The 12,848-nt window shown below is 44.3% G+C and carries 9 protein-coding genes and 1 pseudogene; 5 read left to right on the top strand and 5 right to left on the bottom strand.

What is annotated here, in order from left to right; genetic code table 11:
- The 4 genes from BXY_RS07510 to BXY_RS07495 form a co-directional block, all read left to right on the top strand.
- On the top strand, positions 1–602 hold a 602-nt coding region (locus BXY_RS07510; protein ID WP_316927937.1), incomplete at its 5' end, for a transketolase-like TK C-terminal-containing protein.
- Complete coding sequence (gene rpiB, locus BXY_RS07505; RefSeq protein WP_004297448.1) at positions 602–1,036, top strand: ribose 5-phosphate isomerase B; 435 nt, start codon at positions 602–604, stop codon at positions 1,034–1,036. The genes BXY_RS07510 and rpiB, both read left to right, overlap by 1 nt.
- Before the next feature lie 150 nt (positions 1,037–1,186).
- Positions 1,187–2,203 (top strand): uroporphyrinogen decarboxylase family protein, encoded by a 1,017-nt coding sequence (locus tag BXY_RS07500; RefSeq protein WP_015531595.1) that lies wholly within the window; start codon positions 1,187–1,189, stop codon positions 2,201–2,203.
- A gap of 50 nt (positions 2,204–2,253) precedes the next feature.
- Complete coding sequence (locus BXY_RS07495) at positions 2,254–2,931, top strand: vitamin B12 dependent-methionine synthase activation domain-containing protein (protein ID WP_004297446.1); 678 nt, start codon at positions 2,254–2,256, stop codon at positions 2,929–2,931.
- A gap of 80 nt (positions 2,932–3,011) precedes the next feature.
- On the opposite strand, the gene BXY_RS07490 is transcribed toward BXY_RS07495, so the two are convergent.
- The 5 genes and pseudogenes from BXY_RS07490 to BXY_RS07470 all read right to left on the bottom strand — a co-directional run bounded on the left by BXY_RS07490 (position 3,012) and on the right by BXY_RS07470 (position 11,516).
- Positions 3,012–4,583: a sodium:solute symporter gene (locus BXY_RS07490; protein ID WP_015531594.1), complete on the bottom strand. Its 1,572-nt coding sequence runs from the start codon at positions 4,581–4,583 to the stop codon at positions 3,012–3,014.
- 132 nt (positions 4,584–4,715) lie between these two features.
- Positions 4,716–6,522: pseudogene (locus BXY_RS07485) on the bottom strand (cobalamin-dependent protein).
- A 144-nt stretch (positions 6,523–6,666) separates the two neighbouring features.
- Entirely contained in the window at positions 6,667–8,913 is a 2,247-nt protein-coding gene (locus BXY_RS07480; RefSeq protein WP_015531592.1) for a glycoside hydrolase family 31 protein, read from the bottom strand.
- Positions 8,914–9,065: 152 nt separating this feature from the next.
- Positions 9,066–10,925, bottom strand: a complete 1,860-nt coding sequence (locus BXY_RS07475) for a right-handed parallel beta-helix repeat-containing protein (RefSeq protein ID WP_015531591.1) — start codon at positions 10,923–10,925, stop codon at positions 9,066–9,068.
- A 111-nt stretch (positions 10,926–11,036) separates the two neighbouring features.
- A complete protein-coding gene (locus BXY_RS07470; protein WP_009041096.1) occupies positions 11,037–11,516 on the bottom strand; it encodes a DUF456 domain-containing protein in 480 nt (159 codons plus the stop codon).
- Positions 11,517–11,769: 253 nt separating this feature from the next.
- Here BXY_RS07470 and BXY_RS07465 point away from each other — a divergent pair.
- A partial coding sequence (locus tag BXY_RS07465) for an AAA family ATPase (protein ID WP_394809832.1) occupies positions 11,770–12,848 on the top strand: 1,079 nt, incomplete at its 3' end.

The raw sequence follows: 12,848 nt of genomic DNA, 5'->3' as shown, positions 1-12,848 counted from the left end.
CTACCCACGAACCGGTAGAACAGGAAGCACAAATCCGCCTGATGGAAAAACTGAAAAACCATAAGGGACACAACTCTATGTTGGTACTTCGTCCGGCTGATGCAGAAGAGACAACCATTGCTTGGAAACTTGCTATGGAAAATATGTCTACTCCGACAGGATTGATCTTCTCTCGTCAAAATATTGCCAATTTACCGGCAGGAACAGATTACGAACAAGCAGCCAAGGGTGCTTATATCGTAGCAGGTTCCGACGAAAATCCGGATGTTATCCTGGTAGCTTCAGGTTCTGAAGTGTCTACATTGGTAGCCGGCACAGAGTTGCTTCGCAAAGATGGCGTGAAGGTACGCATTGTATCTGCTCCGTCTGAAGGTCTGTTCCGCAACCAACCGAAAGAATATCAGGAAGCTATCCTTCCGGCAGATGCGAAGATTTTCGGTATGACTGCCGGCCTGCCTGTCACTCTTCAAGGTCTGGTAGGTTGCCACGGTAAAGTTTGGGGATTGGAATCTTTCGGTTTCTCCGCTCCTTATAAAGTATTGGATGAGAAACTTGGATTTACTGCCGAGAACGTATATAACCAAGTAAAAGCAATGCTCTAATGAAAACAATCGGATTAGCATGCGACCATGCCGGTTTTGAACTGAAAGAATATGTTCGCGGCTGGCTGGAAGCAAAAGGCTGGGCTTACAAGGATTTCGGAACTAACTCTACCGCAAGCGTAGACTATCCGGATTATGCTCATCCGCTGGCTCTTGCAGTGGAATCGGGAGAATGTTATCCCGGTATCGCTATCTGCGGCAGTGGAAACGGAATCAATATGACGCTGAACAAGCACCAAGGGGTTCGTGCCGCTCTCTGCTGGAATGCAGAAATCGCACACCTGGCTCGTCAGCACAATGACGCTAATGTATTGGTTATGCCAGGACGCTTCATCAGCACTGAAGAAGCGGACATGATTTTGACAGAGTTCTTCTCTACCAAATTTGACGGCGGACGCCATCAGAACCGTATTGATAAGATTCCGGTAAAATAAAGCTCGAAGATAAATCAAATAGGTGTAAAGCTGTTCTTCTTTTTGAAGGACAGCTTTATTTTTATACCGGTATAAGATTTTATCATATACGAGATTACAAAAGAAGGGCAACTTCGTCTTTATTACAAGACGATATTAAAAACTGAAATTATGGGTAAACTGAATATGAAAGAATGGATCAGCCAAACGATCCAACGTAAGGAAACGATTGCAATTCCGATCATGACACATCCGGGTATCGAATTTATTGGGAAAACGGTGCATGATGCGGTAACAAACGGACAGGTTCATTATGAGGCTATCAAAGCTCTTTGTGACAAGTATCCGGCTGCGGCAGCAACCGTTATCATGGATCTGACGGTAGAAGCGGAAGCTTTCGGGGCAGAGATTATCTTTCCGGAAAATGAGGTGCCCAGTGTGTCCGGCCGTTTGCTGGCGGATGAAGCTGCTATTGAAAAGCTGGAAGTTCCGGCGTTGAATAAAGGAAGAATTCCGGAATATCTTAAAGCAAATATGCTGACAGCCAGAAATGTAACAGACCGTCCGGTTTTTGCCGGTTGCATCGGTCCTTATTCGCTGGCCGGACGTTTGTATGATATGTCGGAAATCATGATGCTGATTTATATTAATCCCGATGCAGCCAATACATTATTAAGAAAATGCAGTGACTTCATCACCCGCTATTGCATGGCATTGAAAGCAACCGGTGTGAACGGTGTAGTCATGGCTGAACCTGCTGCAGGACTGTTATCCAACGAAGATTGCCTGCAATATTCTTCTTTATTTGTGAAAGAAATAATAGAGAAGGTACAGGATGATCACTTTGCCGTAGTGCTTCATAATTGCGGAAACACAGGGAATTGCACACAAGCGATGGTTTATACCGGTGCAGCCGCTTATCATTTCGGGAATAAAATCAAAATGGAGGAAGCGTTGAAAGAGATTCCGACCGATGCACTGGCAATGGGAAATCTGGACCCGGTGAGCCTTTTCAAAATGGCAGGTCCGGAGACTATGAAGGAAGCGACTTTGCAACTATTGGAGGCTACCCGTGCATATCCGAATTTCGTATTGTCAAGTGGTTGTGATATTCCGCCACATACGTCTTCTGTTAATATAGATGCATTTTATACTGCATTGGAAGAGTTCAATAAGACACAAGTTTAATTCTGTGTCCGCAGGATTACAACAACCTATATATTTCAATGCATCCACCAATGGTTGAACAGGAACTTACTTACCAGAAACTGCAAATCCCATCGTCCGATATCTACGAGGCGATGGGATATAAAGATTCTATGCCGGATGGAATGGTTATAGAAGAAATAAATACGTTACTTGACCGTATCACTCCCCTTCTTCGTCCCCGTTTTTTCTTTTTCCTCACTGACGGACTGCTTGACACTGAAAAAGCAACACTGACTGTAAAAGATACGGTTCTCTCAATCGGTAAAACCATTGCCCGCCAACTACGGGGTTCGGAAGCCTTTGCCTTTTTTACCGCCACTGCGGGAGTTGAATTTGAGGAGTTTCAACATCTGCTTCAGCAAGAGGACGACATGGTGAAAGTATATATAGCAGACTCATTGGGGAGCATCATTGCAGAAAAGGCTGCTGATTGCATGGAAGAGGAGTTGGCTGCATTTATCGAAAAGAGAGGTTGGAAGCACACTAACAGATACAGCCCCGGTTATTGCGGATGGCACGTATCGGAACAACAAAAACTATTCTCCTTATTTCCGGTCGCTTCGCCCTGTGGTATTCAGTTGACAGATTCCAGCCTGATGATTCCCATCAAATCTGTAAGTGGTATTATTGGAGTGGGTTCTCATGTCCGTAAGCTGGAATATACTTGCGGGCTGTGTACGTACGAAAATTGCTTTCGTAGAAAATAGTTTCACCACAGAGGACGCAGAGACACGGAGTCTTTTTATTATTAGATAATAATCTCTGCGTCCTCTGTAGTGAATAAAAACTAGTGGCCATTGAAGAAGATGTAAAGCCCGATCATAGTCACAATAAGTAATCCCCATAGGATAAGAACAATTCGTGCAGGTTTGTCCTCTATCTTTTCCATATTCAAGGTCCCCAGTTGCGGAGATTTATCCCACAGGCTGACTACTATCATGCCTATTCCGATGATAACGAATAAATAGAAAGAAAGCAGCATAAAATGAGGCCATGCATTATATTGTTCGGCCGGAAATACCCATAAATACAAAATTCCCACTCCGATACTGAACACAGTTCCCAATGTCAGAGCCATATTAGCAGCCAGCGTAGTGGTGCGTTTCCAGAACACGCCAAAGAGGAATACGGCTGCCATCGGAGGAGCTATAAATCCCAATACAGACTGGAAAACATTAAATAGATTCAGCCCCTTAATGCTATCGATTGCTATGGTTATTATGACAGAGATCAGTGCACCGACTACTGTAACCACTTGTCCCATCCTGATAATCTCTCTTTGCTTGGCCTGTGGTCTGATTTTCTTCACATAGATATCCATTGTGAATACCGTACTTAATGCATTCAATGCAGAGCCTACAGTACTTACCAACGCTGCTGTCAGCACAGCTAGCACCAAACCGACCATCCCTACCGGAAATAAATGAGTCACCATTGTCATGTAAGCCTCATCGGGATTTTCCAATTGTGGAAATAGAGCGAGGCAGATAATGCCGGGAAGAATGTAAAGAGGTACATCTAATATTTTCAACCATCCGGTAAAGTTGGTTCCCATCTGTCCTTCTTTGAGATTCTTGGCAGCAAGAACCGGTTGCACCATCGACTGATCCGTACACCAGAACCAAACTCCCATAATAGGATAACCCAGGATAATAGGTAGCCAGGGAAAAGCCGGGTCATCATTTGGATAGAAAAGATTCCAGTAATCCGCCGGAACGGCATCCACCAGTGCTCCTACACCACCCACTTTATAGATTCCCATGATAGCCAGTGTGGCTGATACTACAATCAACAGTATCATTTGATATACATTCGTGTAGGCCACAGCTTTCAGTCCGCCGAGCATCGTGAAGAAAGCGGAGATGACAAGTAACAGCAATGCCGATTGCCACATAGGAATATCGAAGACCTGACGGATCAGGACTCCACCGGCAAATAAAGTCAATGCAAGCCATGAAATAAGAATGGTAATAATGGTATACCAGGCAAGGATGTTACGGGTAGATTGTCCGAAACGTTTTCCCATAAATTCGGGCAATGTCGTGATGCGACTACCCAAATATCGGGGAGCAAAGACAAAAGCAAGCAGACATATAAAGACAAATGCATACCAGGCATAATTCCCCGAAACAATACCAGTAGTAAATCCGGCACTTGCGGAAGCTATCAACATGGAAGGTCCGACATTCGTCCCCCACATGGAGAAGCCGATATGATACCATCTCAACGAATTCTCCGCAAGGAAAAGACTACTCCCCTTTTTTCGTTTAGAACTTGCCCATATACCAATAGCTATCAAAATAAGGAAGTAGGCAATCAGAATACTCCAATCTAATGTCTCTAAGAATTTCACATGCATAATTCAAGTATTAAATAAGTAACGTAAGTTTAAATCTAATTTTCTTTAGGCAAAGATTACATGGATTTCACGGTTTTAATAGGCTATGTAATTAAGAGCCGTGTTTATCCGTGTAATCCGTGCCTTTTTATTCTATTTTTTATTTCCAATCAGTTCTTTGGCAACTGCTACAGCTGTATTCGCATTATCACTATATCCGTCCGCACCGATTTCGTCAGCAAACCCCTGACTGACGGGTGCTCCGCCAATCATCACTTTCACTTGATTACGAATACCGGCCTCTTCCAATGCCTGGATAACCTCTTTCATATACGTCATAGTAGTAGTCAGCAATGCGCTCATGCACAAGATGTCAGCATGGTTTTCCTTCACAGCTTCCACAAACTTGTCACAAGTCACATCAATACCAATATTAATGACTTCAAAGCCGCAACCCTCCAGCATGGAAGCCACCAGGTTTTTACCAATATCATGGAGATCTCCTTTCACTGTACCGATGACAATCTTACCTATTGTAGTGGAAGCACTTCCTGCCAATAAAGGTTTCAGTAGCTCCAAAGCCCCTTTCATGGCACGTCCTGCCATCAACAGTTGAGGAACAAAAGCTTTTCCATCCTGGAAACGTTGTCCCACTTCGCCCATTGCTTTAATCATATAATTATTGATAATCATTTGGGGAGCTACTCCTTCCGCAATGGCTTGCCGGGTGACTTCAACCGCAGGTTCCAGTTTCCCGGCAACAATGGCTTCATACAGAGGTTGCAGTTTATCCTCTTCCTGGTGTTGTTCTTCCCGTATACAAATACGTTCCTGTCCGGTAGCTGCCAAGTCGGCATCCTGTTGATGTTCATTGGTATTTACAGAAGTAGAAGAACCGGTATATTCTTCAACAATCCGCATGGCCTGTTCCACTTCCTTTTCGTTATGAAAATCCATTTCCAAATGTACACCGTCCGCGCCGATATGATCCAATAGGGGTTTTAGTTCGTCTAATGTCACCCAGCAAGCCATCACGCTCTTTCCTCCTGCCAGAATCTTCTTATACAGATCGTACCATTTGGGAGATCCTCCTTGTGGTTCGCCCACTCCAGGGGTCCATTGAATCGCATTCAATTCTTCAATTTCAAGCAAGGCAGGCAGGTGATGCATGGCTCCCACTCCATCCAGATGATAAAGGGTATAATCAATCTTCTGACATTGTTCACGAATAAAAGGTTGCACAAACCGGCGATAATCATCCTGACTAATCATGGTTGAAATATCACTTTGCAGTTTACTCATCTTTCCGGGAGCCCAGGACGAGAAATAACAGAAAGCCATCTCGTCGCCTTCACGGATGATGTCGTATAGTTCATCAAATACTTTGAAGTAGATGTCGTTGATTTGCTGCATCTGTTGTTCCAAGATTTCGGGCTGCATCACTGTGTCCAGTAATACCCTATCCGTTCCTTTCAGTGCGGCCAGAACATCCAATCCTTCCATCAGGTCGGGCATACCGACAAAGTAGTGTCCGTTGGCTTTCGCTTTGCAGGCTTTCAGGAGTTCTTTATGAAGAATCCAGTTCGGGTGTTCAAGGTTAAAGACTATTTCATCGGTGAAATCCGGGTTGGGATGAATCCAAATGGTGTCTTCCCCGCCTTCAAACACTCCGCCTAAAAATGGCGGCTAGAGAACCGGGACCCAGTTGGGTATTCGCAACCGGAAGAATATCCGCTTTCAGACTGCTGTGCGCTACGTACCAGTCCAGATATTCAGCCCTCCATTGAGGGTCGAACCATTTTTGCGACAAATCTTTTGCCGGCGCGGGAGGCATTATCTCTGCATGTGGTTGCACTCCTTCCTGGAAGTGTTCCCACATATTGAGAATGATTCCTTTATGGTTCCACCAATTTATATAACGTTGTTTTGTTTCTTCTAAATTACTCTTCCATGTTTTCATACTCTGCCATTTTTTATTTATTCTACTCAAGTTTCGGAAGTAATTTATTAGGTTGAAAGCCTCTTGGTATATAGCGTAAGGTATCACTCTACGCAATATTATGTAAGCCTTTCAGGCTACTTACAAAACTTGAGTTATTTCTATTTATCTATTCCAAAATCCTTTATAATCATTATCTATGCGTAAAGCCATGCTCTTGCTTAAATCCATTTCATCCGTACAGTCCACGTCTTCCGGATAGATGGGTATCACGGCATTTGCACGCACATATACGGGCATTTCTTCCAACGGAACATACACGTCTCTCAACCAGCATGCTCCTTCCAAATGTTCTCCCGTAAAGAAGTTCACCCATTTTCCTTCGGGAAGATAGATATCCCGACGGTTTTCGCTGTTCATCACCGGAGCTACCAGGAAATCATTGCCGAAATAGTATTCATCATCTATATGCCAACAAAGTTTATCTTCCGGATGATGCAGAATGAGTGCCTGCAAGAGCGGATAGCCGCTTTCTATGGCTAGTTTACTTTGTTCTACGATGTATGGAATGAGCGAATAACGCAATTTCCACCACTTTTTCACCAACGGAGCTATGGCCGGATAGTGCCAGGGTTCACGCTTATTGGTTCCGTGATAACGGATATGCGATGTGAATACGCCAAATTGGGTCCAACGCATGTACACATCATCTGCTACTACCGAGTTCATAAAATTGGGCAATGTATGGAAGCCGGGAACATCATGGCTCCAAAAAGCAAATCCCGACAGACCGAAATGCAGACCACCTTTCAGAGAACCTGCCATTCCATCCCAAGAACTACAGGAATCGCCTCCCCAATGCAAAGGATAACGCTGGCATCCCGCCCATGCGGAACGTGCCCAGACAATGCCGTCACCTGTCACTTCTTTCGTAATTTCGTAAGCAGCCTTTTGATAAAGCAGGGCATACAGGTTGTTCAACAATTCCGGCTTCATACCTTTATAGAGGGCGTCCATGTGAATGTTTTCACCGAAATCGGTTTTGATACAGGTTACTCCCATATCCAGGAGTTGTTTCAATAGTCCTTTGTACCATTCGGTTGCTTTCGGATAAGTAAAGTCGATTGTTCCGGCATAATCCAGGGCGGAGAAGTTGGAACCATCGGTCGCTTGTTGTTTGGTCAATGGGGCTATATAATCATTGGCTCTGGCTTCATCAATCTGCTCTGCATTTTCTGCAACGTATGGAAGTTGCCATAAAGAGACACGATAGCCGTTCTTTTTCAACCCCCCGATGAATCCTTTCGGATCGGGGAACCGTTCTTCATTGAATTTCCATTCGCAGAGCCAATCGGTACGGAACCAGCCCGTATCCAGATGAATTACGTCACAGGGATAGTGTTCGGCACGCATGCGGTCGCATATTTCGTCTACTTCATCGGCACTGAAATAAGTCATACGGCTCATCCAAACGCCAAAACTCCAAAGAGGAGGCATAGACGGATAGCCGGTCAGGTCACGATAACCGCGAAGAATATCTTCCATCGTATCACCGCCTATTACGAATACATCAAGCAATGCCTGGTCGCTTAGAAACTGTACGGAACGGGTGGAATGTCCGGCCAGCGAGAGCTTGCTATGAGCACATGTATGGTAGAATGTTCCATACATGCGGCTGGATAGATAGAAAGGGATATTCTTATAAGTACGCCGGTTATTGACTCCTTGCCCGTCCTGGTTTTTCAGGAAGAAAGTCTGTCCACTCAAGTCCATTTTAAAGAAACGTTCTCCGGTTCCGGCAAAACATTCATCGGGCTTACATTCAAAAGAAAGCGTTGCACGTTCTTTCCGACCGTCGCGTTTGCAAAAAGCAACAGGTAACGCATCGTAGCGGGGAGGCGAAAAATGGTCATAGGCTGACAAGCGGATTTCACGCTTTCCGTCAGGGTATAAAGTGATGTCAAGCGTTTCTTGAGGGTCGGGAAGCAATTCGCTCCATCGGTCTAATAGAGGCTCTTCCACATTGATAACGGCACGCTTCGTTCCGTCCTCCGTCGAAAGAATCCATTTTCCTTTTTGTTCTTTTATAAACAGGGGCACTTTCTGAATCCGGTCACTGAATTGTAGCATTTCCGACTCATCTGTCAGTACATAATCACCGAAGCCAAGAAACAGACGGGTGATGCCGATGTTATACTGACGGATGATTAACGTGTATTCCTCCTGGGGAACATCGGTATCCGCCATCATATCGTTAGCCAGCTTTTGCTTCTGAAAGGGAACTGTTACGTAAATATCTCCTTCCTTTTCATAAACAGCCGTTGGCTTGTATGCTTTCCAAAGCGACTCATTCCTTGATAACTCGGTATCGAAATCAAGGAAATCAAATAAATGGTAATTCGTTGGTTTCATCTATTTTATTGATTAAATATCGTTTATTGATTACTATAATTATCATATTAGTTTGAATGATTACCATAGTAGTCTAGTTCTAATGATTATTACACTTGTTTATTGATTGCTATACTAGTACATTGATGACTATGTTAATCCATTGATTTGTTTCAATCTTGCTTTATTCTTCCGGCTTTGTATTTAATACTGTCCGCCACTTGAGGGCCGTTATTCTTCCACACGTTCTTTTTCCCGGGGCGGTTCGAATCAAAACGTTCAGTGGGACACCAGTTGTTTTCCATTGTATATCCGTCCGTAGCTTCATCCAGATAGATATAAAAAGCACGGTCATTCGTAGCGTAGGGGGCTTCGATTAAATGTTCGATCCGGTTATTTCGCATGACGGAACCCGGCTGGTTGGAAAGAGTATACAGGCCGCCTGCATCGTATAGCCGACGGGCAAAGTGATGTACATAGTTTGCTTCTATCCGGTTATTGCACATTCCGCTCTCCAGCGATGTCCATCCCCAGCCTACACAAATCCCTGAATAGTTCAGATGGCAGACTTCATTATGAGAAATATCCATGTTTCTGACATATCCGGCGCCGATACCTACACATCCCCAGTCTTCATTAGTCACATTACTGATGAAATTGTTTCTGATAGTAATATGGGAACATAATTCCCGTACGTCAACAGGAATAAAAGGGACGTGCGTCTCAAATCCTCCGTCCGGAAATGCACCGACCAGTAAAGCCGTTCCTCCAATATCCGTAAATTGACAATCTTCGACGCTCGATGCAGTAACGGCCCATTCATAATCCAGTCCGGTGGACGATAAATGACGGAACGTGCAATGCTTGAAATCAATATGCTCGGCACCTCTTACACATATTGCCGTTTCGGGACGGGTGATCCAGGCTTGATTTTCCAGTTCTGCTTTTTCCGGAAGCCCCGGTTCTTGTAGTTTATAGGCATCCAATAAAGGAAATCCCCCTTGCAAGGTGACGTGCCCCTGAAAAGAAGGACGCATCCAGGAGGTATGCGCAAAAGTAATTCCGTTAAATTGTATATGTTTTACCGGACGAGACAATGTACCGTCTATGGTCACTAAAGTTTCCAAGGCAGGGATAATCACTTCAGCTGTTTCCATATTTTCGCCCGCCTGCGGATAATAGTAAATCGTGCCGGAAGGATATTCCTGGAACCATTCACCGGGTTGGTCCAGCAATTCCAGTGCATTGGTCAGGCAAAAGGAAGAATTTCCTTTCTCTCCTCCGATGACGGGTTGCGGCCAGGGATGAGCAAACTCCAGGTGACTTTCGGGTTCATGGAAGCGAACTACAGCTTGTCCGTCTTTCGCGTCTATACTTTTCACGCGCAAAATAGCAATCGCCCAGCGTTGATGGACAATCATTTCCAGTTGGCCGGCATTTTGTAGTCTCTTCGGATTTACACTTTGAGAAACGGGGATCGTTATTGTTTGTTCTTCCGGATTGAAGTCAATCATTCGTTCCAATCCTCCGTCAGGAAATTGCGCAGCTCTTTGAACTTTATGACCGTTCACCCACATTTGCCGGGTTTCTACCCTTCTATTTCCTATTAGGGGAGCCTCTGCCGACCATATCTTCTGCTTTAGCTTTTCAGGAATTGCCGGATGATTACATCCACGCTTCCACCCCGTAACAGCAACTCCACCACTAATCACAGGATGAGCACCATCTACTGCACAAATCACCGTTGGAGAATCGGGTGTCCCACTATCTTCCGGACGAAGAAATAGAGAATTGCGCTGGGCATAAACACCCTCTTCCAAACTAATATAAATTCCTCCGGCTACTTCCAACCGATTCAGTCTACGCCATTCACGAGCCTGCTTGATCGCCCGGTTTAATGTATAAAACGGAGCTTCCTTTGTCCCGGGATTCTTATCATTCCCCTGCAGGGATACATAAATTTCTCCCGCAAAAAGCGAGGGAAACCACCCCAAGAAAATGATAAAAGAAAGATAAATAAAAGTCTTTTTCATGGTACTACCTCAATGTGCTACTTCAATAAAGACGAACACACATCGATTTAGTACTCTATGTAAAGGCAATAGATAGGTTATTCTTACGAATGTTTTACAACATCAAATAGGTTACCGAATAAGACCTATGATAAATTGATAGCAAAAATAACCGCAGACAACGAACTTCAGTAAAGTTCCGAATATAAATCCGAGTAAAGAGCCCACACCTGATTTGAGTGCCTGCGAGAACTCTTTATTTCCTAATAGTTCACCAATCACCGCTCCTAGAAACGGACCAAGAATAATACCCCAAGGCAAGAAAAGAAGACCGACAAGAGTTCCTACAATACATCCCCAATTCCCCCATTTACTACCGCCACTATATTTACTTCCCAGCATCGGAGTGAAATAATCCAATACCTGCAAAACAGCTACAATCAATAGCCATACAATTAATTGTGTCGTAGAATATTGTACCTTATCCGTGAAGTGCAGAATGACCAACCCCACATAAGCAATAGGCGGACCGGGAAGAAACGGCAGAATACAACCTGCTAACCCGGCTATCATACAAAGGGCACTAATTACGATCAAAATAATGTCCAACATAGTCTCTTCTTTTTTTAGTTCTGCACAAAAATACAGTATCTTTCAATATATACAAGCTAACCTCGAGAATTATTTCCGCCACTTCACTGCTGTTTCAGAATAGCTTTGTCAGGGCTGCAGTTCTTTGTGTGAATGAGTTTTTCCAATACTTTTTTGAGGATGCCTCGTACCCAACAAGAACTTTTACTATCTTTGTGTCGTTAACGCTATTAATAAGCAAGTTATAAAAAAGAAATCAGCAGGAGGACAGAAGATGGATCCAATGGAATATATAGTACCCAACAGAAAGCGTTTACCTTACGGTATGATGAACTTCGCAGTCATCCGCCGCGAAGACTATTATTATGTAGACAAAACCCGCTTCATTCCTATGATAGAGCAGGCAGACCGGTTCTTTTTCTTCATCCGTCCCCGCCGCTTCGGCAAAAGCCTCACGCTGAACGTACTGCAACACTACTACGATGTGCGTACCCGCGATAAGTTCAACGACTTATTCGGCGACCTCTACATCGGGAAGCATCCCACAGTAAACCGCAACAGCTATCTGGTGCTTTACCTTAACTTTTCAGGTATCACCGGCGAACTGAACGATTATCGAAAAGGACTGGATGCACATTGCCAAATCCGCTTCGACTTCTTCTGTGAAGTCTATTCCGACCTCCTGCCACAAGGTATCAGAGAACGATTGGACGAAAAGGACGGGGCTGTCAACCAACTGGACTATTTGGTTTCGGAGTGCGAACGTGCCGGACAGAAAATGTATCTCTTCATCGACGAATACGACCACTTCACCAACGCCATCCTTTCCGATGCGGAAAGCTTGCACCGTTACACTGACGAAACGCATGGCGAAGGTTATCTACGTGCTTTCTTCAATAAGGTGAAGGCAGGAACTTATTCCAGCATAGAGCGTTGTTTCATCACTGGCGTAAGCCCCGTAACGATGGATGACCTGACGAGTGGCTTCAACATCGGCACGAACTACTCACTTACCCCCCAATTTAACCAAATGATGGGATTCACCGAAGAAGAAGTGCGCGAAATGCTGACTTACTATTCAACCAACAGCCCTTTCCGCCATACTGTTGACGAACTGATGGAAATAATGAAACCGTGGTACGACAATTATTGCTTCGCGCAGGATTGTTACGGTGAAACTACCATGTACAACTCCAACATGGTGCTCTACTTCGTGAAGAATTACATAGATAACGGCAAAGCACCACGAGAAATGATAGAAGATAATATACGTATCGACTATGAAAAGCTGCGTATGCTCATTCGAAAGGATAAGGAGTTTGCACACGATGCTTCCGTCATTCAAACTTTAGT

The organism is Bacteroides xylanisolvens XB1A (genome assembly GCF_000210075.1).
Classification (GTDB): Bacteria; Bacteroidota; Bacteroidia; order Bacteroidales; family Bacteroidaceae; genus Bacteroides; species Bacteroides xylanisolvens.
Note: the sequence above shows the minus strand (reverse complement) of the source record. Positions and strands in the feature narration are given on the sequence as shown.

Bases quoted from the DNA above. Each gene is read 5' to 3' on its own strand.
- rpiB (WP_004297448.1), top strand. From the start codon at position 602: ATGAAAACAATCGGATTAGCATGCGACCATGCCGGTTTTGAACTGAAA.
- BXY_RS07500 (WP_015531595.1), top strand. From the start codon at position 1,187: ATGGGTAAACTGAATATGAAAGAATGGATCAGCCAAACGATCCAACGT.
- BXY_RS07495 (WP_004297446.1), top strand. From the start codon at position 2,254: ATGGTTGAACAGGAACTTACTTACCAGAAACTGCAAATCCCATCGTCC.
- BXY_RS07490 (WP_015531594.1), bottom strand. From the start codon at position 4,583: ATGCATGTGAAATTCTTAGAGACATTAGATTGGAGTATTCTGATTGCC.
- BXY_RS07480 (WP_015531592.1), bottom strand. From the start codon at position 8,913: ATGAAACCAACGAATTACCATTTATTTGATTTCCTTGATTTCGATACC.
- BXY_RS07475 (WP_015531591.1), bottom strand. From the start codon at position 10,925: ATGAAAAAGACTTTTATTTATCTTTCTTTTATCATTTTCTTGGGGTGG.
- BXY_RS07470 (WP_009041096.1), bottom strand. From the start codon at position 11,516: ATGTTGGACATTATTTTGATCGTAATTAGTGCCCTTTGTATGATAGCC.